A 23,631-nucleotide genomic window follows, 5' to 3' on the forward strand; every position below is an offset into this window, starting at 1 on the left:
TTTACGTCGCGGGTGCAACCTGTTGCACACCGCGCTTCAGACGACCATAGATCAGCAGTGATGACATCGCGGAAAAAGACAGTAGCGCCGCAGGGATCGTGACGTAGTTGTAGGCAAAGCCCAGCGTCAACATTAAGCCGCCGAAGTAAGCGCCAATTGCGCTACCCAGATTAAAGGCCATTTGCCCTCCGGCCGCGCCCAGCAGTTCACCGCCCTTCGCGTTTTGCAGCAGTAAAATTTGCAGCGGCGCTGATAGCGCAAATAGTCCCGCACAGCAAATAAAGGCGAACGTCAGCGAGGCGGCTTTGATGCCGCCGAATGCAAACAGCAGCAGCAGGGCCACTACAATCACAAAATCGGTTACTACCGCAATGCGTAGCGGCGTGTAGCGACCAGACAGTCGCCCGCTCAGCAGGTTGCCCAACACCATCCCCAGCCCAACCAGCATCATGATGAAAGTCATCAGCGTTTCGGAGAAACCAGAGATGTACATCATGTAGGGTTTGACGTAGCTGAACCAGGCAAAAACACCGGCGTTCCCAAACATGGTGGCGGAGAAAATGAGCCACGGTGCGGGACTTTTCAGAAAGTGAAATTGCTCGCGTAGCCTGCCTTTTGCTTCGTCGCGGAGGTGGGGTACCCAAAAGATAACCGACAGAATAACGGCGATGTTAAACACGGCAATCAGCAGAAACGTGTAGCGCCAGCTAAACGTCTGACTCAGCCAGGTGCCAACGGGAATGCCAATCAGATTGGCGACGGTCATGCCGGAAATCATACCCGCTACGGCGGCGGTAACTTTACCAGGTCGCGCCAGCTTTGACAGGATAATCGCGCCGACGCCAAAAAATGCCCCGTGTGGAAACCCGGAGACCAGCCGGCCTACCGCCAGCATAAAATAGCTGGAAGAGAGGGTGAAGATGGCGTTCCCGACGACACAGAGTGTGACCAGAAACAGCAGAATATGCTTGAGCGAAAAACGATTGGAAAACACGGCAATAATGGGGGCGCCGATGACAACGCCAAAGGCGTAAAACGAAATCATATGTCCCGCATCGGGGATGGAAATGCCCACGTCACGCGCCAGTTCGGTTAATACGCCCATAATGCCAAACTCGGCCATGCCCAGCCCAAACGTTCCGAGGGCTAAAGAGAAAATGACTTTTTTCATACTACCTGCCAACAATAAAGACGCAGGATGTGCGCCACAGCGTCGAATGCTCGCCGCCAACAAAGGGATAGCTTGCGGATAAGAAAAAGAGATTGCCATTTCATATCCGTCTTTGTGTATTCACGATCGTGCTATGTATTATGCCGGATGGTGCTTACGCACATCCGGCTCGTGAATCCACATCCGTTGGTTGATTACTCCACCGCAAACATCTTATCGAGTTTGCTGTAACCTAATCCGTTGATTTTTTTAACCTTGATCTGCACCGGAATACGTTCTTTCATCGCTTCGACGTGGCTTATCACGCCAATGGTCTTGCCGGTGGCGTTCAGGGCATCCAGCGCGTCGAGCGCGGTATCCAGCGTTTCGCTGTCCAGCGTGCCGAAACCTTCATCGAGGAACAGAGAGTCAATGCGTGTTTTGTGACTGACCAGGTCGGACAGCGCCAGCGCTAGCGCCAGGCTTACGAGGAAGCTTTCGCCGCCGGAGAGCGTGCGGGTATCACGCACGGCATCGGCCTGCCAGGTATCCACCACTTCGAGTTCCAGCGCCTCACTGGCCTTGCGTTGCAACAGATAGCGACCGTGCAGGCGGGTCAGCTGATTGTTGGCCAACCAGACCAGGTTATCCAGCGTCAGTCCCTGGGCAAATTTGCGGAATTTATCACCTTCTTTTGAGCCGATCAGCGCATTCAGGTAGCCCCAGTCTTCGACCTGCAGTGAGGCCTTTTCAATCTCTTGCATCAGGGTCTGCTGCTGCTGGCGGTTTTCGGCATCCTGCCTGAGCTGCTGGCGAATTTCGCCCTGGCGCGTGGTGTTATCCCGTAGTTGTTGCGCGAGCTGTGCCAGTGCATCGCGAAGATAGTCCATGGTGAGTGTGAGATCCGCGCCGGCAGGCGGTTGCTGCTGATGCGTTGCCAGCGCCAGCTGAGCCTGGTTAAGCAGCGTTTGCGCCTGTTGGAGCTGGCCTTCCAGCGACTGCTTAAGTTGCTCAAGATGGTTAAATGCCTCTTCATCCAGCAGGGCGGCAAGGAAGGCGTCGCGATCGTCAAAAACACTGGCCTGCAATGCGCTATCAAACTGTGCCTGAATCTCTGCTGCGCGTTGAGCCTCCTGGGCTTCCTGTTGTTGCAGTGACTGCCACTGGCCCTGTAATGAGAGGCAGTCATCGTGCACCTGCCGCCAGTTTTCCAGCGCCAGGCTTTCTGTCGTTTCTTCCTTCGCGCCGGTTTCGGGCAAGGTTTCCAGCAATGGCGCAAGCTGTGCCATTTTCGCCTGGAGCTCGGTCAGCTCATTCTGGCGACGCTGCCACATCTGCGCTTCGCCCGCACGTGCGTTAAGCCAGGCGGTGATGTCGTCATCGGCAGGAAGCGACAGACCGTAGCGGGCTAATTCAGCGAGCAGCGTAGTCTGGCGCTGTTCAATATGCTGCTGAAGCTGGGTTATCTGTTCGGAATGCGCAGTAATTTGTGCCTGCAGGGCATGACGCAGGCTCAACTGGTGAAGCTGTTGTTCGTGTTCCTCCTGGGCTGCAAGCCAGGGGGCGATATCATCCTGCGGTTGTAACGTTATGTTCAGACGGGTAGTCAGCGCCAGCCACTCTTGAGTAAGTGCTTGCTCCTCCTGAGAAAGCGTCTGTACCTCACGTTCATCGTGCTGTAGCTGTTGGGTTATCGCGTCGAGCTGTCCGCGTAGCGTTGACCCCTCATCGGCCAGCGTTTTGACCTCTTTTTCTAATGCTTCCCGTCGCGCCTGATTGACGCTGAGCTCGAGCGTCTGATAGTGCTCAATCGCCGGATGCGTCGTGGAGCCGCAAAGCGGACAAGGCTGACCGGATTGCAGTAAAGCACGCTGGCTTTCCAGATCTTTAATCCGTGCTTCCTGCTCGCAGAGCGTTTTTACATCAGTCAGATGCTGATTTTTATCTTTATAACGCTGACGTTTTTCGGCCAGGGCCGCGTTGCGTTGCGCTTGCTCCTGCTGGCGCTGCTGAATTGTGGTGCGTAGCTGTACCAGCTGTTTTTGTTTCGGCGTAATTTGTCCATGCAGATTGCTCAGTTGTTGGCGTAATGGCCGCAACTGTGCGTGCTGCGCCAGCGCTACCGTGACCTCTTGCGCGCTAAGGGTCAGCGAGGGAAGCGGCAGTGCATCCAGCTTGCGCACATCGCTGTCGCGGAGTTTTTGCCACTGACGTAGCTGCTCGTTAGCGTCAGATTGCTGTGCCAATAGCGCTTTCCATCCCGCCAGCTCGCTGCTCCATAAGCGGAAACGGTCATGTTCGTTCAGCCAGTCGGTTAGCGTCTGCTGCTCGGTGAGCAGGGTCGCCGACTGTTTTTGTGCCTGCTGACGGATGCGCCCACGCAGCGCTAAGCTGCTTTGTAAGCGAGCATTCACTTCCTGAATATTCTGTCGTGTTCGGCCGAGCGTGGCGGATTGTTCCTGAATTCGCTCCCAGTACGGGCGCAACGTTCTGGCGGGAAGTGCCAGGCTGAGTGTCGCCAGCTGCGGTTGTGCTTTTTCTTGCGCCTCTTTTGCGGTCTGTAAGGCTTGCTGGTGGCGGCTTACTTCTGCCTGTAGCTCATTTTGTCGGATGAGCCAATTGAGATGCTGTTGCTGGATTTGCTGACGGGTAAGATACTGTTTTTCTTCGTCAGTAAGTACCTGCAAACTTTCTGTCAGGGACTGCACCTGCTCTGCGGCGAGCAGGGCTACACCGCTGGCCTGCGCCTGTAGCTTTTCCAACGCTGTGCGCGCCGCTTTATGTTTTTCGAACACCATGGCGGAGATTTGTCCATAAATCTCGGTCCCCGTCAGTTCTTCCAGGAGCTCGGCGCGTTCTTTCGGTTTGGCATTGAGAAAAGCAGCGAATTGCCCCTGAGACAGCAACATAGAACGGGTAAAGCGTCCGTAGTCCAGACCGGTAAGTTCGGCGGTCATTTCCAGCTTGTCTTTAACTTTATCGGCGAGAATTTTGCCATCCGCGCAGCGAGCCAGTTCGACACGCGGAACCTGCAGGTTACCTTCTGGCTGGTTGCGCGCGCGGTTCTGACTCCAGAATGCGCGATAGGCTTCGCCTCTGACTTCGAATTCAACTTCGGCCAGACATTCCGCCGTGTCGCGGGTCATCAGGTCATTTTGCGACTGCGAGACGGTATTGAGTCGTGGTGTTTCGTGGTACAGCGCGAGGCAAATTGCGTCCAGCAGGGTGGTCTTCCCGGCACCGGTTGGACCGGTGATGGCAAACAGCCCGTTGCTGGCAAAAGGCTCAGCCGTGAAATCAACTTTCCATTCCCCTTTCAGGGAGTTGAGGTTTTTCAGACGCAGGCTGAGAATTTTCATGCTTCGGTCTCCCCGGCGAGCGTGTGTAAGGTCGTGCTAAACAGGTGATTCAGACGCTCACGCTGCGGATCGTCGAGTTCTTCCAGTGCCAGACGGCGGTCAAACACCTCCGTCACGCTCAATTCACTCAATGTTTCGCGTCGTTCATTGGCCATGATGCGCTCGCGTTGTTCACGACTACGCCGCACCAATAAGACTTCTACCGGTAAGTCTTCGGTCAGGGCCTGGATTTTGCGCTGCATATCGTGCAGATAGTCATCGGTCGCGATTTCTATATCTAACCACACCGGCGGTTCATGTTGCGTGCCACGCCATTGCTCCAGCTGTGCGCTAATCGTCGCTAAATCGCCTTTCAACACGGCAAGCTGTTGGGTTACTGGCACGATGAGGTTTTCAACGGCGCTCAGCTTACCGTTTTCAAAGCTCACCAGGTGGACGCATTTGCTTTTGCCGCACTCGTCAAAACTGAGTGCAATCGGGGAGCCGCAATAGCGAATATGTTCTGTACCGCCGATGACCTGTGCCCGGTGAATATGTCCCAGCGCGATGTAATCCGCTGGTGGGAAATTTTGTGCCGGAAACGCATCCAGCGTCCCAATATAAATATCACGTACGGCGTCACTTTTACTGGCGCCGACGGTGGTCAGATGCCCTGTCGCAATAATCGGCAGATTCTGCTCGCCACGCAGCGCGCAGGCGTCCTGATATTGCTGTTGGTAATAGTCGGTGATTGCACCTAATAAATGCTGCTGTTTTTCGTGACCGGTTAGCCCCGCCTGGCTGGTAATGATGTCACGTGGACGTAAAAAAGGAACCGGACAGAGGATTGCGCCCGGCGTGCCGTCGCGTTGAGGGAGCACTTGCGGCGCGTGGCCCGCGCTGGCCACGACGGTGGTGTTGAGGAATGCCAGAATATCGCGGGATTCATTGAGTGTGGCGACGGAGTCATGGTTTCCTGCCAGCACCACCAGATGGCAGCCCGTTTGCTGTAGATTAACAACAAACCGGTTATACAGCTCGCGGGCGTAGCTGGGCGGTGAACCGGTATCGAAAATATCACCTGCCACAATAATGGCATCCACCTGATGGGATTGTGCCGTTTCCAGCAGCCAGTCGAGAAAGGCCTGGTGTTCAGCGGCGCGGCTCTTGCTGTAGAAATTTTGGCCCAGATGCCAGTCAGACGTGTGGAGGATGCGCATAAGAGTTCCATGACAAAAAAACGATGGCGGAGATTATAACCTTGCAAGGGCGGTAATATCTTGTTTCCGGGCTGTCATAATTCGCCTGGCTGGGTTAAACCTAGACTATCTTTTCATAAATCTGTCATAAAAGTGACGCATAATGCCACGGTATTGATGGCAAACGATTTAATTATAAACAGGGCAAATCATGGCGAGACGTATTCTGGTCGTAGAAGATGAAGCTCCAATTCGTGAAATGGTCTGCTTCGTGCTCGAGCAAAACGGTTTTCAACCCGTAGAAGCCGAAGACTATGACAGTGCTGTGAACCAACTTAATGAACCCTGGCCGGATCTCGTCCTGCTTGACTGGATGCTTCCCGGCGGCTCGGGTCTACAGTTTATTAAACACCTCAAGCGGGAAGCGATGACGCGGGATATCCCCGTGATGATGCTGACGGCGCGCGGTGAAGAAGAAGACCGTGTGCGGGGGCTGGAAACCGGCGCGGATGACTATATTACTAAGCCGTTCTCTCCGAAGGAGCTGGTGGCGCGTATTAAAGCCGTTTTACGACGTATTTCCCCTATGGCGGTGGAAGAAGTTATCGAGATGCAAGGGCTGAGTCTTGATCCTACCTCGCACCGTGTGATGACCGGAGAGGACCCGCTGGATATGGGACCTACCGAATTCAAGTTGCTCCATTTCTTTATGACCCATCCTGAGCGTGTCTACAGCCGCGAGCAATTACTCAATCATGTGTGGGGAACCAACGTATATGTAGAGGACCGGACGGTCGATGTGCATATTCGCCGGTTGCGTAAAGCGCTGGAGCATAGCGGACACGATCGTATGGTGCAGACGGTACGCGGGACGGGATATCGCTTTTCGACCCGCTTCTGACTGCAGGTAATAAGGGCCTGAGGGATTAGGCTGTAAATGGAGTAAGACGTTTGCTTGAACGATTGTCATGGAAAAGGCTGGTACTGGAGCTGATCCTCTGCTGCATACCGGCTTTTATCCTTAGCGCTTTTTTTGGTTATCTACCCTGGTTTTTACTGGCGTCGGTAACGGGCCTGCTTATCTGGCATTTCTGGAACTTATTGCGTTTGTCCTGGTGGCTGTGGGTCGACAGGAGTATGACGCCTCCACCGGGGCGTGGCAGTTGGGAGCCACTGCTCTACGGCCTGCATCAAATGCAGTTGCGTAATAAAAAGCGCCGTCGCGAATTGGGTAACCTCATTAAACGCTTTCGCAGCGGCGCCGAATCACTGCCCGACGCAGTGGTACTGACCACCGAAGAAGGCGGGATTTTCTGGTGTAACGGACTGGCACAGCAGGTTTTAGGGTTACGCTGGCCGGATGATAGCGGGCAAAACATTCTTAACCTGCTGCGCTATCCGGAATTTACGCTGTATCTGAAAACACGCGACTTTAGTCGGCCAATTAATCTGGTACTCAACACCGGACGACATCTGGAAATTCGCGTAATGCCCTACACCGATAAGCAATTGCTGATGGTGGCGCGTGATGTTACGCAGATGCACCAGTTGGAAGGTTCCCGACGTAACTTTTTCGCTAACGCCAGCCATGAGCTGCGCACGCCGCTGACGGTGTTGCAAGGTTATCTGGAGATGATGCAGGAGCATCCGCTGGAAGGGACGACGCGAGAAAAAGCGCTGCATACCATGCGTGAGCAAACCTACCGTATGGAAGGGCTGGTGAAGCAGTTGCTTACACTGTCGAAAATTGAAGCCGCACCGGCGATGATGCTCAATGAAAAGGTGGATGTGCCGATGATGCTGCGCGTGGTTGAACACGAAGCACAGACGCTGAGCCAGCATAAACACACGTTTACTTTTGATGTTGATAGCCAACTGAACGTGCGGGGCAACGAAGAACAACTGCGTAGCGCAATCTCAAACCTCGTGTATAACGCAGTGAATCACACGCCTGCGGGAACGCATATTACCGTACGCTGGCAGCATGTGGCGTCGGGAGCAGAGTTTAGCGTGGAAGATAACGGTCCGGGTATCGCTGCGGAGCATATTCCACGTCTGACTGAGCGTTTTTATCGTGTAGATAAAGCACGATCCCGACAAACGGGGGGGAGCGGATTAGGACTGGCGATTGTGAAGCATGCCCTGCATCATCACGACAGCCGTTTGAATATCGACAGCACCCCAGGCAAAGGGACACGATTTAGTTTTGTGCTCGCGGAACGTTTAATTGCCAAAAATAACGGTTAAAAGGTATTCGTAAGCTTATCTTTCCAAAAGCCAGCTCAAGCTGGCTTTTTTTGTTGCAGTCAATAAAGAGATACTGAATTTTACGACGTTTGATTGTTTTTTGTTCGCATTATTACCCATGTCTTTTTCCAGGGAATGGTGTTTTGTGCTGGCTCAATTTTTCATATCGCTATATTGTTCTGGTTTTTAGATCCCACCTTGCTTTAAAACGTTATAAGCGTTTAAATTGCGCATCAAATGCTGTCATACCGACTGCATTTACGCGGTAAATCGAAAAACTATTCTTCGCCGCGCCAGGCAGGGAGAATTTCCCGCTGGAATTGCTTAAAAATGCCGCTGTATCATCCCGCAGGGAAAGGCAGAAAATTAAACGTTTTCAACACCACATCCACAGGCAGTAAGACTTTATGACCCATCAGTTAAAATCGCGCGATATTATCGCTCTGGGATTTATGACATTTGCACTGTTCGTTGGTGCAGGTAACATTATTTTCCCCCCAATGGTTGGTTTGCAGGCAGGCGAACACGTCTGGACTGCAGCCTTTGGCTTCCTGATTACCGCCGTAGGCCTTCCGGTACTTACCGTGGTCGCACTGGCGAAAGTGGGCGGCGGCGTAGACAGCCTGAGCACGCCTATCGGTAAAGTTGCCGGTCTGTTGCTGGCTACCGTCTGCTATCTGGCCGTGGGGCCGTTATTCGCCACGCCGCGTACCGCAACGGTTTCGTTCGAAGTTGGGATTGCACCGCTGACCGGTGATTCCGCGCTGCCGCTGTTCATCTACAGCGTGGTGTACTTCGCGATTGTGATTCTGGTGTCACTGTATCCCGGCAAACTGCTGGATACCGTGGGCAACTTCCTGGCGCCGTTGAAAATTCTGGCACTGGTTGTGCTTTCCGTGGCGGCGATTGTCTGGCCTGCGGGTCCGATCAGCAATGCGATGGAAGCCTATCAAAACGCAGCATTCTCGAATGGCTTTGTGAACGGCTATCTGACGATGGATACGCTGGGCGCGATGGTATTTGGTATTGTTATTGTTAACGCCGCCCGTTCGCGTGGCGTTACCGAAGCGCGTCTGTTGACCCGCTACACCGTCTGGGCAGGTCTGATGGCGGGCGTGGGTTTAACGCTGCTGTACCTCGCGTTGTTCCGCCTGGGTTCAGACAGTGCGACGCTGGTCGATCAATCTGCTAACGGTGCGGCAATTCTGCATGCGTATGTTCAGCACACCTTCGGTGGTGCAGGCAGCTTCCTGCTGGCGGCGTTGATTTTCATCGCTTGCCTGGTAACTGCGGTTGGCCTGACCTGTGCGTGCGCTGAGTTCTTCGCACAGTATGTTCCGCTGTCTTATCGTACGCTGGTGTTTATCCTTGGCGGCTTCTCGATGGTGGTCTCTAACCTGGGCCTGAGCCATCTGATTCAGATCTCTATTCCGGTGCTGACGGCTATCTATCCGCCATGTATCGCACTGGTTGTATTAAGCTTTACCCGCTCATGGTGGCATAATTCTTCCCGCGTCATTGCACCTGCGATGTTTATCAGCCTGATTTTTGGTATCCTTGATGGCATTAAAGCTTCTGCAGTTGGCGATGTCTTACCAGCCTGGACCCAGCGTTTACCGCTGGCGGAGCAGGGGCTGGCGTGGTTGATGCCAACAGTCGTGATGGTGGTCCTGGCCGTTATCTGGGATCGCGCAGCGGGTCGACAAGTGACCTCCAGCGCACACTAATATCACTGACAATAAGTTTTAACCACGGGGCTATTAATATGGCCCCGTGGTTTTTTTATTGTGTTAACAGGTTAGGAATCGATGGAAAGTAATAACAAGCTAAAGCGTGGGCTGAGCACCCGGCACATTCGCTTTATGGCATTAGGTTCAGCAATTGGTACCGGGCTGTTCTACGGTTCAGCCGACGCCATCAAAATGGCGGGGCCGAGCGTGTTGCTGGCCTATATTATCGGTGGCGTCGCGGCGTACATTATTATGCGTGCGCTGGGCGAAATGTCAGTCCATAACCCCGCAGCCAGCTCTTTCTCGCGCTATGCGCAGGAAAACCTCGGACCGTTGGCTGGTTACATTACCGGCTGGACCTACTGTTTTGAAATCCTGATTGTCGCCATTGCCGACGTGACAGCCTTCGGTATTTACATGGGCGTCTGGTTCCCGGCCGTACCGCACTGGATTTGGGTACTCAGCGTCGTGCTGATTATCTGCGCCATCAACCTGATGAGCGTGAAGGTATTTGGTGAGCTGGAGTTCTGGTTCTCGTTCTTCAAAGTCGCCACCATCATCATTATGATTGTTGCTGGTTTCGGCATTATCATTTGGGGGATTGGCAACGGCGGACAGCCTACCGGTATCCATAACCTGTGGAGCAACGGCGGCTTCTTCAGTAACGGCTGGCTCGGCATGGTGATGTCGCTACAAATGGTGATGTTCGCCTACGGCGGGATTGAGATTATCGGGATTACCGCGGGTGAAGCAAAAGACCCGGAAAAATCTATTCCGCGTGCCATCAATTCTGTCCCCATGCGCATTCTGGTGTTCTATGTGGGGACGCTGTTCGTCATCATGTCTATCTACCCGTGGAACCAGGTGGGTACCGACGGCAGCCCGTTCGTTATGACATTCCAGCACATGGGCATTACCTTTGCGGCGGGCATTCTCAACTTTGTGGTTCTGACTGCGTCGCTGTCAGCCATTAACTCTGATGTCTTCGGTGTAGGCCGTATGCTGCACGGCATGGCGGAGCAGGGCAGTGCCCCGAAAATGTTCGCCAAAACCTCGCGTCGTGGCGTGCCGTGGGTCACGGTGATGGTGATGACCATCGCGCTGCTGTTTGCGGTGTATCTTAACTACATCATGCCGGAAAACGTCTTCCTGGTGATCGCCTCTTTGGCAACGTTCGCCACGGTTTGGGTGTGGATTATGATCCTGCTGTCGCAGATTGCTTTCCGTCGTCGTCTGCCGCCAGAAGAGGTCAAAGCGCTGAAATTTAAAGTACCGGGTGGGGTAACGACGACCATTGTTGGCCTGATATTCCTGGTCTTTATTATTGCGCTTATCGGCTATCATCCGGATACCCGCATTTCGCTGTACGTCGGCTTTGCGTGGATTCTCCTGCTGCTGGCTGGCTGGGTATTCAAACGCCGCCGCGAGCGCCAACTGGCTGAAGTACAGTAATTTGTTTGCCGGGTAAGACAGTGTCGACGCCCGGCAACATCTCCTCCCCCGTGCTCCTCCCCCAATAAACGTTAAGATGATGAGTGATCCTGCACTTCGCTATGGCAAGGTGTCGTCATTATCATCAAAGGGGATACGTGATGTTGAACGCCTGGCACCTTCCGGTTGCCCCATTTGTGAAGCAAAACAAAGATCAACTGACGATTACGTTATGGCTGGCAGGGGAAAATCCTCCTCAGCGGGTGACGCTACGTGCAGAAAACGATAACGAAGAGATTTCGCTAGCTATGCACAAGCAGCGTAGCCAACCGCACCCAGGTGTCACCGCGTGGCGTGCGGCGATCGATCTTACCAGCGGACAGCCCCGCCGACGCTATAGCTTTAAATTACTGTGGCTCGATCGCCAGTTGTGGTTCACCCCGCAGGGATTCAACCGCTTTCCGCCTGCGCGTCTGGAGCAGTTTGCCGTCGATGTACCGGATAATGGTCCACAGTGGGTGGCCGATCAGATTTTTTATCAGATTTTCCCGGATCGCTTTGCCCGCAGCCAGTCGCGTGAAGCGGCTCAGGATAACGTCTATTACCATCACGCCGCTGGACACGACATCGTGCGGCGCGAGTGGGACGAACCGCTTACGGCTCAGGCCGGTGGTTCGACGTTTTATGGCGGAGATTTGGACGGCATCAGCGAAAAGCTGCCGTATCTGAAGACGTTAGGGGTCACGGCGCTGTACCTGAATCCGGTATTTACCGCGCCGAGCGTACATAAATACGATACTGAAGATTATCGCCATGTTGATCCGCACTTTGGCGGCGATCGGGCGTTGTTGCGCTTGCGGCAGAACACGCAACGGCAGGGGATGCGCCTGATTCTGGATGGTGTTTTTAACCATAGCGGCGATTCGCATTTCTGGTTTGACCGGCATAATCGCGGGACCAACGGAGCATGCCACAATCCGGATTCCCCCTGGCGCGACTGGTACCATTTCTCTGATGATGGGGTTGCGCTGGACTGGTTGGGGTACTCAAGCCTACCCAAACTGGACTTTTCCTCTGACAGCCTGGTGAATGAAATTTATCGTGGCGAAGACAGTATTGTTCGCCACTGGCTAAAAGCACCGTGGAGTATGGACGGCTGGCGACTGGATGTCGTGCATATGCTGGGCGAAGCGGGTGGCGCACGTAATAACTTGCAGCATGTCGCCGGAATTACGCTGGCGGCGAAAGAAACCCAGCCAGAGGCGTATGTGGTGGGTGAACATTTTGGCGATGCGCGCCAGTGGTTGCAGGCTGATGCAGAAGATGCCGCCATGAACTATCGCGGATTTACCTTTCCCCTCTGGGGATTCCTCGCCAATACCGATATCTCATACGACCCGCAATCCATTGACGCTCAGACCTGTATGGCGTGGATGGATAACTACCGTGCGGGCCTGTCGCATCAGCAGCAGCTGCGGATGTTTAATCAGCTCGACAGCCACGATACCGCCCGCTTTAAATCTCTGCTGGGTAAAGACGTTGCACGGTTACCGCTGGCGGTGGTGTGGCTGTTTACCTGGCCTGGCGTGCCCTGTATTTACTACGGTGACGAAGTGGGGCTGGACGGGAATAACGATCCGTTTTGCCGCAAGACGTTCCCGTGGCAGCCTGAACATCAGGATGCTAACCTGCTGGCGTTGTACCAGCGACTGGCAAAATTACGCCACCAGAGCCAGGCGTTACGCCATGGTGGTTGTCAGGTGATTTACGCCGAGGATAACGTGGTGGTATTTGTACGCGTACTAAACCGCCAGCGCGTGTTGGTGGCGATCAATCGCGGTCACGCTTGTGAAGTCGTGCTGCCAGCCTCACCGTTGCTCAATGTCAGTCAATGGCAACACCAGGAGGGCAAGGGCCAACTCGTCGATGATATCCTGACGCTGCCCGCAATATCGGCTTCAGTCTGGATGAGTCATTGATACAAGCGCGCAATTTCCTCACTGGCCAGCAGCGCGTCTCGCCACCAGCGCTGCGCCAGTCCTTCGCTACTATTGCGCCATGCCATATAGGCGACGTCTTTTTGACGAAATGAGATAACCGTCTTTTCCACCAGTTCACCGCTGGCAATCCATGGGCTGGCAATGTGGCGGGGGAGAAATCCGCAGCCCATTCCCGCCCGCAGCAGCATCACCTTACTGTGGAAATCATCGACGCGAATCTGCGCCTGTTCATCCATCAGGTTGGTCTGTAACGGGTGGCAAAAGCGAGCGCTGTCGCTGATAACAATCGCCCGGTGCAGGCACAATTGCTCATTCGTCAGGTCATCAGGCGCGCTCGCCAGCGGGTGCCCTGGGGCGACGACAAAGACATTGTCCAGCGTGCCGAGCATTTTGTAGGACCAGGCTGCGGATGTGGGCGGTTCATTAATTGCGCCGAGGATAATATCCGCCCCGTTATGGGTCAGTTCTTCCCATGAACCCGCCAGCGTATGGTGGGTGAAGTTGAGACGAGTTTGTTTATTAAGTGCATGAAATTCATCAATAATGGGTAGCAATGAGGCAAAGGGAAAGGAGTCATCGAGCGCGATTGCCAGATCCTTTTCCCAGCCGGAACTTAGCTGTATTGCCTGCTTTTCGAGATCTTTTGCCGCACTCAGCAGTAGACGCCCTTTTTCCAGCATCATCCGTCCGGTGTCGGTGAATTTTGCCCGGTGCCCGGAACGGTCAAGCAATTCGATGTTCAGATCGCTTTCCAGCTTCTGAATCATATAGCTGAGTGCGGCAGGTGTTTTAAATAGCGATTCGGCCGCCGCGGCAAAAGAGCCGTGCTTGTCGAGTGCATCGAGGATCAGCAGAACATCCAGATTGAGGCGCATAAGCAGAAAATATCCTGATAATTAAACCCCTCTGTTGTACCGAACGGCGAAAAACAATGCCAGTGAATAAATTAGATGAGTCATGTGTATTTTTTTGATGATGACCAGGATATATCGCAACGTGAAATAATTAATTTCACGAGATGGTAAGTTTTCTTTAATAACTCGTTAGAAATTTCCCGCTATACTCAACAAGCTTTCTGATTCAGGATCCTGCTGCTGACGGCAGATACAGACCGTTGCCTTTTAACTTATTGATTAAGAAGGTGTGATATGTCTATCCGGGAACTGATTGACCCTCAAAACTCCACGCTAATTTTTATTGACCATCAACCGCAAATGTCATTTGGTGTGGCGAATATTGATCGCCAGACATTGAAAAATAATACCGTCGCATTAGCCAAAGCCGGGAAAATATTCAATGTTCCAGTAATTTATACTTCAGTGGAAACGAAAAGTTTTAGCGGATATATCTGGCCGGAATTGTTAGCCGTTCATCCTGATGTGAAACCGATAGAACGTACGTCTATGAACTCCTGGGAAGATGCCGCCTTTGTGAAGGCTGTGGCAGCGACCGGGCGTAAAAAACTGATTATTTCCGCGTTGTGGACCGAAGTCTGCCTGACTTTCCCGGCGTTAATGGCGCTGGAAGCGGGCTATGAAGTGTATGTCGTGACGGATACCTCCGGTGGTACGTCTGTGGATGCTCATGAACGTTCGATTGATCGCATGGTGCAGGCAGGGGCCGTTCCGGTCACCTGGCAGCAGGTGTTGTTGGAGTATCAGCGTGACTGGTCACGTAAAGAAACCTACGACGCCGTCATGGATTTGGTGCGTGAACACAGCGGTGCTTACGGTATGGGTGTGGATTACGCGTATACCATGGTGCATGGCGCGCCGGAACGTAAAGCCTGAGTACACGCCATTTTTCATGGTGCCTCTTTGTTGGCTTCGTTTGCGTACCCCGGTCACTGACTTATGTCAGTGACCGGGGCTACACAATCTTGCCACCTCGATGTTTCACGAATGATTGTGTATTGCTTTCATGGCTTAAGCAGGTCAATTTCCCTTTAGCAAGGAACCTTTCATGGCGCAGAACAAACATGTGACGTTGGTAATTACTCACACCCTGCGGCCTGACCAGGCGCAGCGTTATGAGCAGTGGCTGGGGAAAATCATGCCGCTGGCCGCCGAGTTTCCCGGGCATCTTGGGGCGAATGTCATTCGACCCACAGATGGACAAAACCTGTGGAACATCATTATCCGCTTCGACACCCTTGAGCATCTGTATAACTGGACTCAATCCGATACACGCCGGGAGCTGGTCGAGGAAATTGCGCCGCTGCTGGCCGAAGGCGATAAAACAGAAGTGCGCACCGAAGCGGCCTTCTGGTTTACTCCGCCAGCCCCCCATGTACGCCAGCCCAAACGCTGGAAGCAGTTTTTGATAACGCTGCTGGTGATTTTCCCCAGTACCAACCTGGTGCCGTGGCTGACCGGTATTCTGCTGCCTTCAATGAAAGGCTCGTTACTCCTGCATCTGATTAATGATGCCTGTGTGGTTGCGCTGGTGGTCTGGTTGTGGATGCCCATCGTAACCCGTCTGTTTGCCGGATGGCTGAAAAAAGCCTGACCGGTTTCTCAGGAGATTGTTATGTCTCAAACTGCCACACTGATTCTGACTCACGGAAAAATTCATACTCTCGAAAAGCAAAGCCCGCAGGTAGAGGCGGTGGCGATCGCCAACGGGAAGATCCTCGCGACGGGTAGTCACGATCGGGTAATGAGTTTTGCGACCGACGGTACGCAGGTTGTCGATCTGCAGGGACACACCGTGATCCCGGGGTTAAATGATTCACACCTGCATCTGATTCGCGGCGGGTTGAATTACAACCTGGAACTGCGCTGGGAAGGCGTACCGTCACTGGCCGATGCGCTGCGTATGCTCAAAGAACAGGCCGACCGCACGCCGTCTCCGCAATGGGTGCGGGTGGTCGGCGGCTGGAGCGAGTTTCAGTTTGCCGAACGTCGTATGCCGACGTTGGAAGAACTGAACGACGCTGCACCGGATACACCGGTATTTGTTTTGCACCTCTACGACCGGGCGTTGCTGAATCGCGCGGCGCTGAAAGCCGTTGGCTACACCAAAGCCACACCGGACCCGGCGGGGGGAGAGATTGTGCGTGACGGCAACGGTAATCCAACCGGAATGTTGATAGCCAAACCGAATGCCATGATCCTCTATTCGACGCTGGCGAAAGGGCCAAAACTGCCGTTAGAGATGCAGGTTAACTCGACCCGCCAGTTTATGCGTGAGCTGAACCGCCTCGGGCTGACTAGCGCCATTGATGCCGGCGGCGGCTTCCAGAACTACCCGGAAGATTACGAGATCATCGAGCAACTGCACGCAAACCAGCAGATGACGGTGCGTATTGCTTACAACCTGTTTACCCAGCGTCCGAAGCAGGAAGTGGAAGATTTTGAGCGCTGGACCGATATGCTCAAACCCGGGCAGGGAACCGACTTCTATCGTGCTAACGGGGCAGGGGAAATGTTGGTCTTCTCGGCGGCTGACTTCGAAGATTTCCTGCAGCCACGTCCAGATTTACCGGAAGGGATGGAAGAGGAACTGGAGCGTGTCGTACGTCATCTGGTGGAACATCGTTGGCCGTTCCGTCTGCATGCCACTTATGATGAGTCCATCAGCCGTATGCTCGACGTGTTTGAGAAGGTGAACCGTGACATCCCGTTCAATGGCCTGCACTGGTTCTTCGATCATGCCGAAACGATTACCGAACGCAACATCGAACGGGTAAAAGCACTGGGTGGCGGGATTGCGGTCCAGCACCGTATGGCGTTCCAGGGAGAGTATTTTGTCGATCGCTATGGCAAAGAGGCGGTGAAACATACGCCGCCGGTGGCAAAAATGCTGGCGGCTGATGTACCGGTTGGCCTGGGTACTGATGCTACGCGTGTGGCAAGTTACAACCCGTGGACAGCGTTGTACTGGCTGGTATCAGGACGCACCGTTGGCGGTATGGCGATGTACGATGATAACAATCGCCTGGCGCGTGATGTTGCCCTGGAACTGTGGACAGCAGGCAGCGCCTGGTTCTCCAGCGAGCAGGGTAAGAAAGGGCGTATTGAAAAGGATCAACTGGCTGATCTGGTGGTGCTGTCAAAAGACTATTTCAGCGTGCCGGAAGAAGAGATCAAAGGCATTGAGTCAGTGATGACCATTGTCGATGGCAAAGTGGTTTATGCGGCCGGACATTTCTCCCCGCTGGCCCCCCCAGCGATTCCGGTTGTCCCTGACTGGTCGCCCGTGGTGAAAGTACCAGGACATTATCGCTCAGCGCCGCCGGTTGCAGCGAAGGTTGGAGCAATGGTGCAGATGCATCAGTGCTGCGGAAGCTGTGGCGTACATGGTCATCAGCATGATATTGCGCGTAAATCAGGGATACCGGTATCAGATGACCGGGCCTTCTGGGGGGCGCTCGGCTGCTCCTGCTTCGCGTTTTAACGGACGGGTCAGCGCCAATAAAAAAGGCCGCTTTTGCGGCCTTTTTTCGATTCATGCCAATTACAGGCTGGAAACGTTTTCGGTCAGGTATTTTGCTACGCCGTCCGGAGACGCGTTCATACCTTCTTTACCTTTTTCCCACTGTGCCGGGCAAACGTCGCCGTGCTCTTCGTGGAACTGCAGCGCGTCAACCATGCGCAGCATTTCGTCGATGTTACGGCCCAGCGGCAGGTCGTTAACAACCTGATGGCGAACAACGCCGTTAGCGTCGATCAGGAAAGAACCACGCAGAGCAACGCCCGCTTCCGGGTGCTCGATGCCGTAGGCTTTCTGGATTTCGCGTTTGATGTCAGCAACCATTGCGTATTTCACTGCACCGATGCCGCCTTTGTCGACAGGGGTGTTACGCCATGCGTTGTGGACAAATTCAGAGTCAAAAGAAACGCCAACCACTTCAACGCCACGTTTCTGGAATTCTTCGTAACGCTTGTCGAATGCGATCAGTTCAGACGGGCAAACGAAGGTGAAGTCCATTGGCCAGAAGAACAGAACGGTGGTTTTACCGTTGGTATGCTGTTTGAAGTTGAAGTTATCAACAATCTCACCGCTACCCAGTACCGCAGCTGCTGTGAAATCCGGAGCCTGACGAGTTACCAGTACCATATAAATTCTCCTGCAAAGTTAAGGGTTTTTTGGAACGCAACGCGGGCCAGTATAGAGAGTGTTTGGCAATAAGACAAAGAGGCGCTGGCAATCAATGAGACAGGTTTTGACTATCAATGTTTGCCGGATAATGGCTTCGCCTTATCCGGCCTACAACGCATGCTGCAATCAAAGCGTTTTACGACGTGCCTGGTCCATCATCTGCGGGTAAAACTGCCAGAAGCGTTCTTCTAAGGCATCGTAATGGGTGTCCAGGTCGTACCATGAATCGCGCAGGGCATCGAGACGTGGACGGCGACTGGCCATCCCGTTGAGTACGTTCTGGATAAAATTCATGTCGCGGTAGCGCTCAAGCCATTTCTCTGACCACATATAATTGTTCAGATTAATAAAGCGCGGCGGTGATTCTGGCAGAATAGTGGCAACCTGGGTGTGCGCGTAGCGAACAAAATCCTTCAGCGGGAAATCGGGAGAGATTTCTGACCAGTGTCGAGACAGGAAGTGATCCCACATGACGTCCAGCGTAATCGGTGCGACGCGACGCGTTTCGCTACGAAACCACTCTCTGGCTTCACGCACCTGCGGTAAGTTATCGGTCATCACGTCGATTCGGCGGTGCATGAAAATGCCTTCCACTACGTCAGGCGAGTAGAGCGTTTCCGGATTACCGCGGACAAAATCGGCCAGCAGATTGCCGGAAAGCGAGCTATCCGCTAAATGTGCTAAGTGCAGGTGTGCAAGAAAATTCATAGTTAAACGTTTATCCAGAGGGGTAAAGGTTGCAGGGAGAACGCCCCGGCACTAGACTACCCGCCTCTTATTTTAGTCTGAGTCAGTGTCATGCGCGTTACCGATTTCACCTTTGAATTACCCGAATCCCTGATTGCCCACTATCCGCAAGCTGAGCGCAGCAGTTGCCGCTTGCTGTCACTGGATGGGCCGACGGGCGCGCTGACGCACGGTACTTTCACCGATTTGCTCGATAAGCTCAACCCTGGAGATCTGCTGGTCTTTAACAACACCCGCGTGATCCCGGCTCGTCTGTTTGGTCGTAAAGCCAGCGGCGGCAAGATTGAAGTGCTGGTCGAGCGTATGCTGGATGACAAACGTATTCTGGCGCATATTCGTGCCTCGAAAGCGCCGAAGCCGGGCGCCGAGCTGCTGCTGGGCGACGACGAAAGTATTAATGCGACGATGGTCGCCCGCCATGACGCGCTGTTTGAAGTTGAGTTTAACGACGAACGCAGCGTGCTGGATATCCTCAACGCCATCGGCCATATGCCGCTGCCGCCGTATATCGACCGTCCGGATGAAGACGCCGACCGCGAGCTGTACCAGACCGTGTATAGCGAAAAACCGGGCGCGGTCGCCGCGCCGACCGCGGGCCTGCACTTTGACGATCCGCTGCTGGCTAAACTGCGCGATAAGGGCATTGAGATGGCGTTCGTCACGCTACACGTGGGGGCAGGGACATTCCAGCCGGTGCGTGTAGACACTATCGAAGATCACATCATGCACTCGGAATACGCGGAAGTACCGCAGGATGTGGTTGATGCTGTGCTGGCGGCGAAAGCACGCGGTAACCGCGTGATTGCCGTGGGCACTACCTCCGTGCGTTCACTGGAAAGCGCAGCGCAGGCAGCCAAAAACGACCTTATTGAACCGTTCTTCGGCGATACGCAGATCTTCATCTATCCAGGTTATCAATACAAAGTGATAGACGCGTTGGTGACCAACTTCCATCTGCCGGAATCGACGCTGATCATGCTGGTTTCCGCCTTTGCAGGTTATAAAAACACCATGCACGCCTATCATGAAGCGGTAAAAGCGGAATATCGCTTTTTTAGTTACGGTGATGCGATGTTTATCACGTACAATCCGCAGGCTATTTCTGAGCGACCGTGAGAAGGCTATCTCACTTGCCATTTTGATGGCGGGCAGTGCTCGCCATCCTCACGTACTGCGTGTACGCTCCGGTGGCTGTGCGCTGGTCGCCCCCAAACTGGCTGCGCCGATTGCGCCTTCGCCAGTGGGTTAAAATATTTATACTCCGTGGAGTGAATCCATGGGGAAAGTTTAATCATCAGACTGTCTCTCTGATGCAGGAGAAAAAATGAAATTTGAACTGGACACCACCGATGGTCGCGCTCGCCGCGGCCGCCTGGTTTTTGATCGTGGCGTAGTGGAAACGCCTGCTTTTATGCCGGTCGGTACTTACGGCACTGTTAAGGGTATGACGCCGGAAGAAGTTGAAGCGACTGGCGCACAGATCATCCTCGGCAACACCTTCCACCTGTGGCTGCGCCCGGGCCAGGAAATCATGAAGCTGCACGGCGACCTGCACGATTTCATGCAGTGGAAAGGACCGATCCTCACTGATTCCGGTGGTTTCCAGGTGTTCAGCCTGGGCGATATTCGTAAGATCACCGAACAGGGTGTGCATTTCCGTAATCCGATCAACGGCGATCCGATTTTCCTCGATCCCGAGAAGTCGATGGAGATTCAATACGATCTCGGTTCCGATATCGTGATGATTTTCGATGAATGTACGCCGTATCCGGCTGACTGGGACTATGCTAAACGCTCAATGGAGATGTCTTTGCGTTGGGCGAAGCGCAGCCGTGACCGTTTTGATGGCCTTGGCAACAAAAATGCGCTTTTTGGCATCATTCAGGGCAGTGTTTACGAAGATTTACGTGATATCTCTGTCAAAGGTCTGGTAGATATTGGCTTTGATGGCTACGCTGTCGGCGGTTTGGCTGTCGGTGAGCCGAAAGCGGATATGCACCGCATTCTGGAACATGTTTGCCCGCAAATTCCGGCAGATAAACCTCGCTATCTGATGGGCGTTGGCAAACCAGAAGATCTGGTTGAAGGCGTGCGTCGTGGTATCGATATGTTTGACTGCGTGATGCCAACGCGAAATGCCCGTAATGGTCATTTGTTTGTGACTGACGGCGTGGTAAAAATTCGTAATGCGAAACATAAAAGCGACACCAGTCCGCTCGATGCCGAGTGTGATTGCTACACCTGTCGCAATTATTCGCGTGCTTACTTGCATCATCTCGACCGTTGCAACGAAATATTGGGCGCGCGACTCAACACGATTCATAACCTTCGCTACTACCAGCGTTTGATGGCGGGTTTACGCAAGGCTATTGAAGAGGGTAAATTAGAGAGCTTCGTGACCGATTTTTACCAACGTCAGGGTCGACCTGTTCCACCTTTGAACGTTGATTAATTTTAATAATGAGGGAATTTGAATGAGCTTTTTTATTTCTGATGCGGTAGCGGCAACAGGTGCTCCGGCGCAGGGCAGCCCGATGTCTCTGATTCTGATGCTGGTGGTGTTTGGTCTGATTTTCTACTTCATGATCCTGCGCCCACAGCAAAAGCGTACCAAAGAACATAAAAACCTGATGAGCTCCATTGCCAAGGGTGATGAAGTGCTGACTAACGGTGGCCTGGTAGGTCGCGTGACCAAAGTAGCAGAAACTGGCTACATCGCTATCGCGCTGAACGACACCACTGAAGTGGTTATCAAACGTGATTTCGTAGCTGCCGTTCTGCCGAAAGGCACGATGAAGGCGCTGTAATTTATTGTTTTCCCAAAGGGAACTGCCGTGTTAAACCGTTATCCTTTGTGGAAGTACATTATGCTGGTCGTCGTTATTATCGTCGGCCTGCTTTACGCACTTCCCAACCTGTATGGTGAGGATCCGGCTGTTCAAATCACTGGCGTGCGCGGTGCCGCCGCCAGTGAGCAAACGCTGATCCAGGTCCAGAAAACGTTACAAGAAGATAAAATCACACCTAAGTCTGTGGCTCTGGAAGAGGGCGCTATTCTTGCGCGCTTTGACTCCACCGATACCCAACTGCGCGCACGTGAAGTGTTGATGGGCGTGCTGGGTGATCAATACGTCGTGGCGCTTAACCTTGCTCCGGCAACACCCCGTTGGCTGGCAGCCATTCACGCAGAACCGATGAAACTCGGTCTTGATCTGCGTGGCGGCGTTCACTTCCTGATGGAAGTGGATATGGACACCGCACTGGGTAAATTGCAGGAACAAAATATCGATAGCCTGCGCAGCGATCTGCGTGAAAAAGGCATTCCTTATACTACCGTTCGCAAAGAAGATAACTACGGTCTGAGCATCACCTTCCGTGATGGAAATGCCCGTGATGAAGCTATCTCTTACCTGAGCAAGCGTCACCAGGATCTGGTGATTTCCAGCCAGGGCAGCAATGCACTGCGTGCGGTAATGACCGATGCGCGCCTGAGCGAAGCCCGTGAATACGCGGTACAGCAGAACATCAACATTCTGCGTAATCGTGTTAACCAACTGGGTGTTGCTGAACCGGTGGTACAACGTCAGGGTGCTGACCGCATTGTGGTCGAACTGCCGGGTATTCAGGATACCGCGCGTGCGAAAGAAATTCTGGGCGCAACCGCGACGCTGGAATTCCGTCTGGTAAACACCAACGTTGACCAGTCTGCTGCGGCATCCGGGCGTGTACCGGGTGATTCGGAAGTGAAACAATCCCGTGAAGGTCAGCCAGTAGTGCTGTACAAGCGCGTGATCCTGACCGGTGACCATATCACCGATTCCACTTCCAGCCAGGACGAATACAATCAGCCGCAGGTTAACATCTCGCTGGATAGCGCAGGTGGTAACATCATGTCTAACTTCACCAAGGACAACATCGGTAAACCGATGGCGACCCTGTTCGTGGAGTACAAAGACAGCGGTAAGAAAGATGCCAACGGTCGTGCCGTACTGGTGAAACAGGAAGAGGTGATTAACATTGCCAACATCCAGTCTCGCCTGGGCAACAGCTTCCGTATTACCGGTATCAACAACCCGAATGAAGCGCGTCAGCTTTCCCTGCTGTTACGTGCCGGTGCGTTGATTGCGCCAATTCAGATTGTTGAAGAACGTACCATCGGCCCAACCCTGGGTATGCAGAACATTAAACAGGGTCTGGAAGCGTGTCTGGCCGGTCTGGTGGTGTCTATCCTGTTCATGATCTTCTTCTATAAGAAGTTCGGTCTGATTGCGACCAGTGCGCTGATTGCTAACCTGGTGCTGATTGTCGGTATTATGTCGTTGCTGCCGGGTGCTACGCTAAGTATGCCGGGTATTGCGGGGATCGTCTTAACCCTTGCCGTCGCGGTCGATGCGAACGTACTGATCAACGAACGTATCAAAGAAGAGTTGAGTAACGGGCGTTCGGTGCAGCAGGCCATCAATGAAGGTTATGCGGGCGCATTTAGCTCCATCTTTGATGCGAACATTACGACGCTGATCAAGGTCATCATCCTGTACGCAGTGGGCACCGGGGCAATTAAAGGGTTCGCGATTACTACCGGTATTGGTGTGGCGACGTCGATGTTTACCGCGATTGTCGGTACACGTGCCATCGTAAACCTGCTGTATGGCGGCAAGCGCGTCAAAAAGCTGTCAATCTGAGGAG

Annotated in this window: 18 protein-coding genes; 12 read left to right on the plus strand and 6 right to left on the minus strand. The window is 53.5% G+C overall.

The window, feature by feature from the left end:
* Position 1 precedes the first annotated feature (1 nt).
* From araJ to sbcD, 3 genes are all read right to left on the minus strand, one after another.
* Complete coding sequence (gene araJ, locus RYZ59_RS03830; protein WP_202039732.1) at positions 2-1,171, minus strand: MFS transporter AraJ; 1,170 nt, start codon at positions 1,169-1,171, stop codon at positions 2-4.
* Positions 1,172-1,365: 194 nt separating this feature from the next.
* Positions 1,366-4,509, minus strand: a complete 3,144-nt coding sequence (sbcC, locus tag RYZ59_RS03835; RefSeq protein ID WP_318044903.1) for an exonuclease subunit SbcC — start codon at positions 4,507-4,509, stop codon at positions 1,366-1,368.
* Complete coding sequence (gene sbcD / locus RYZ59_RS03840) at positions 4,506-5,708, minus strand: exonuclease subunit SbcD (protein ID WP_318044901.1); 1,203 nt, start codon at positions 5,706-5,708, stop codon at positions 4,506-4,508. The genes sbcC and sbcD overlap by 4 nt, the downstream gene beginning before the upstream one ends.
* Positions 5,709-5,898: 190 nt before the next feature.
* Between sbcD and phoB the strand changes: the two genes are divergently transcribed.
* The 5 genes from phoB to malZ all read left to right on the plus strand — a co-directional run bounded on the left by phoB (position 5,899) and on the right by malZ (position 13,074).
* On the plus strand, positions 5,899-6,588 hold the full coding sequence (phoB, locus tag RYZ59_RS03845) for a phosphate response regulator transcription factor PhoB (RefSeq protein ID WP_003021496.1): 690 nt from the start codon (positions 5,899-5,901) through the stop codon (positions 6,586-6,588).
* Positions 6,589-6,638: 50 nt separating this feature from the next.
* A complete protein-coding gene (gene phoR, locus RYZ59_RS03850) occupies positions 6,639-7,934 on the plus strand; it encodes a phosphate regulon sensor histidine kinase PhoR (protein WP_137384654.1) in 1,296 nt (431 codons plus the stop codon).
* A 407-nt stretch (positions 7,935-8,341) separates the two neighbouring features.
* Positions 8,342-9,661, plus strand: a complete 1,320-nt coding sequence (brnQ, locus tag RYZ59_RS03855; RefSeq protein ID WP_318044899.1) for a branched-chain amino acid transporter carrier protein BrnQ — start codon at positions 8,342-8,344, stop codon at positions 9,659-9,661.
* An 81-nt stretch (positions 9,662-9,742) separates the two neighbouring features.
* A complete protein-coding gene (proY, locus tag RYZ59_RS03860) occupies positions 9,743-11,116 on the plus strand; it encodes a proline-specific permease ProY (protein ID WP_318044897.1) in 1,374 nt (457 codons plus the stop codon).
* 140 nt (positions 11,117-11,256) lie between these two features.
* Positions 11,257-13,074 carry a maltodextrin glucosidase gene (gene malZ, locus RYZ59_RS03865; protein ID WP_318044895.1) on the plus strand — a complete coding sequence of 606 codons (1,818 nt, stop codon included), beginning with the start codon at positions 11,257-11,259 and terminating at the stop codon, positions 13,072-13,074.
* Here the strand turns inward: malZ and RYZ59_RS03870 are convergent.
* A complete protein-coding gene (locus RYZ59_RS03870; protein WP_318044894.1) occupies positions 13,068-13,970 on the minus strand; it encodes a LysR family transcriptional regulator in 903 nt (300 codons plus the stop codon). The genes malZ and RYZ59_RS03870 overlap by 7 nt on opposite strands.
* Before the next feature lie 273 nt (positions 13,971-14,243).
* Between RYZ59_RS03870 and RYZ59_RS03875 the strand changes: the two genes are divergently transcribed.
* The 3 genes from RYZ59_RS03875 to RYZ59_RS03885 all read left to right on the plus strand — a co-directional run bounded on the left by RYZ59_RS03875 (position 14,244) and on the right by RYZ59_RS03885 (position 17,493).
* Positions 14,244-14,885 (plus strand): hydrolase, encoded by a 642-nt coding sequence (locus RYZ59_RS03875; RefSeq protein WP_047416914.1) that lies wholly within the window; start codon positions 14,244-14,246, stop codon positions 14,883-14,885.
* Positions 14,886-15,057: 172 nt separating this feature from the next.
* Positions 15,058-15,603, plus strand: a complete 546-nt coding sequence (locus tag RYZ59_RS03880) for an antibiotic biosynthesis monooxygenase (RefSeq protein ID WP_005125120.1) — start codon at positions 15,058-15,060, stop codon at positions 15,601-15,603.
* Between the two features lie 21 nt (positions 15,604-15,624).
* Complete coding sequence (locus RYZ59_RS03885; RefSeq protein WP_202039317.1) at positions 15,625-17,493, plus strand: amidohydrolase; 1,869 nt, start codon at positions 15,625-15,627, stop codon at positions 17,491-17,493.
* A gap of 60 nt (positions 17,494-17,553) precedes the next feature.
* On the opposite strand, the gene RYZ59_RS03890 is transcribed toward RYZ59_RS03885, so the two are convergent.
* Both RYZ59_RS03890 and acpH read right to left on the minus strand, forming a co-directional pair.
* Positions 17,554-18,156 carry a peroxiredoxin gene (locus RYZ59_RS03890; RefSeq protein WP_048212444.1) on the minus strand — a complete coding sequence of 201 codons (603 nt, stop codon included), beginning with the start codon at positions 18,154-18,156 and terminating at the stop codon, positions 17,554-17,556.
* A 168-nt stretch (positions 18,157-18,324) separates the two neighbouring features.
* Complete coding sequence (gene acpH / locus RYZ59_RS03895) at positions 18,325-18,906, minus strand: ACP phosphodiesterase (RefSeq protein ID WP_318044888.1); 582 nt, start codon at positions 18,904-18,906, stop codon at positions 18,325-18,327.
* Between the two features lie 90 nt (positions 18,907-18,996).
* On the opposite strand from acpH, the gene queA reads away from it, so the two are divergent.
* From queA to secD, 4 genes are all read left to right on the plus strand, one after another.
* The gene (queA, locus tag RYZ59_RS03900; protein WP_202039315.1) at positions 18,997-20,061 is read left to right on the plus strand and encodes a tRNA preQ1(34) S-adenosylmethionine ribosyltransferase-isomerase QueA; all 1,065 of its coding nucleotides are present in this window, start codon (positions 18,997-18,999) and stop codon (positions 20,059-20,061) included.
* Positions 20,062-20,269: 208 nt separating this feature from the next.
* A complete protein-coding gene (gene tgt, locus RYZ59_RS03905; protein WP_045440480.1) occupies positions 20,270-21,397 on the plus strand; it encodes a tRNA guanosine(34) transglycosylase Tgt in 1,128 nt (375 codons plus the stop codon).
* Between the two features lie 22 nt (positions 21,398-21,419).
* Positions 21,420-21,752: a preprotein translocase subunit YajC gene (gene yajC / locus RYZ59_RS03910; RefSeq protein ID WP_061155582.1), complete on the plus strand. Its 333-nt coding sequence runs from the start codon at positions 21,420-21,422 to the stop codon at positions 21,750-21,752.
* A gap of 27 nt (positions 21,753-21,779) precedes the next feature.
* Positions 21,780-23,627, plus strand: coding sequence for a protein translocase subunit SecD (secD, locus tag RYZ59_RS03915; RefSeq protein WP_137384646.1), 1,848 nt, complete (start codon positions 21,780-21,782; stop codon positions 23,625-23,627).
* Positions 23,628-23,631 lie beyond the last annotated feature (4 nt).

The sequence above is a fragment of the Citrobacter sp. HN-141 genome, assembly GCF_033341895.1.
Classification (GTDB): Bacteria; Pseudomonadota; Gammaproteobacteria; order Enterobacterales; family Enterobacteriaceae; genus Citrobacter.

What these genes read in the sequence shown, in the direction of transcription:
- araJ (WP_202039732.1), bottom strand. Translation starts at nt 1,171, where the DNA reads ATGAAAAAAGTCATTTTCTCTTTAGCCCTCGGAACGTTTGGGCTGGGC.
- sbcC (WP_318044903.1), bottom strand. Translation starts at nt 4,509, where the DNA reads ATGAAAATTCTCAGCCTGCGTCTGAAAAACCTCAACTCCCTGAAAGGG.
- sbcD (WP_318044901.1), bottom strand. Translation starts at nt 5,708, where the DNA reads ATGCGCATCCTCCACACGTCTGACTGGCATCTGGGCCAAAATTTCTAC.
- phoB (WP_003021496.1), top strand. Translation starts at nt 5,899, where the DNA reads ATGGCGAGACGTATTCTGGTCGTAGAAGATGAAGCTCCAATTCGTGAA.
- brnQ (WP_318044899.1), top strand. Translation starts at nt 8,342, where the DNA reads ATGACCCATCAGTTAAAATCGCGCGATATTATCGCTCTGGGATTTATG.
- proY (WP_318044897.1), top strand. Translation starts at nt 9,743, where the DNA reads ATGGAAAGTAATAACAAGCTAAAGCGTGGGCTGAGCACCCGGCACATT.
- malZ (WP_318044895.1), top strand. Translation starts at nt 11,257, where the DNA reads ATGTTGAACGCCTGGCACCTTCCGGTTGCCCCATTTGTGAAGCAAAAC.
- RYZ59_RS03870 (WP_318044894.1), bottom strand. Translation starts at nt 13,970, where the DNA reads ATGCGCCTCAATCTGGATGTTCTGCTGATCCTCGATGCACTCGACAAG.
- RYZ59_RS03875 (WP_047416914.1), top strand. Translation starts at nt 14,244, where the DNA reads ATGTCTATCCGGGAACTGATTGACCCTCAAAACTCCACGCTAATTTTT.
- RYZ59_RS03880 (WP_005125120.1), top strand. Translation starts at nt 15,058, where the DNA reads ATGGCGCAGAACAAACATGTGACGTTGGTAATTACTCACACCCTGCGG.
- RYZ59_RS03885 (WP_202039317.1), top strand. Translation starts at nt 15,625, where the DNA reads ATGTCTCAAACTGCCACACTGATTCTGACTCACGGAAAAATTCATACT.
- RYZ59_RS03890 (WP_048212444.1), bottom strand. Translation starts at nt 18,156, where the DNA reads ATGGTACTGGTAACTCGTCAGGCTCCGGATTTCACAGCAGCTGCGGTA.
- acpH (WP_318044888.1), bottom strand. Translation starts at nt 18,906, where the DNA reads ATGAATTTTCTTGCACACCTGCACTTAGCACATTTAGCGGATAGCTCG.
- queA (WP_202039315.1), top strand. Translation starts at nt 18,997, where the DNA reads ATGCGCGTTACCGATTTCACCTTTGAATTACCCGAATCCCTGATTGCC.
- tgt (WP_045440480.1), top strand. Translation starts at nt 20,270, where the DNA reads ATGAAATTTGAACTGGACACCACCGATGGTCGCGCTCGCCGCGGCCGC.
- yajC (WP_061155582.1), top strand. Translation starts at nt 21,420, where the DNA reads ATGAGCTTTTTTATTTCTGATGCGGTAGCGGCAACAGGTGCTCCGGCG.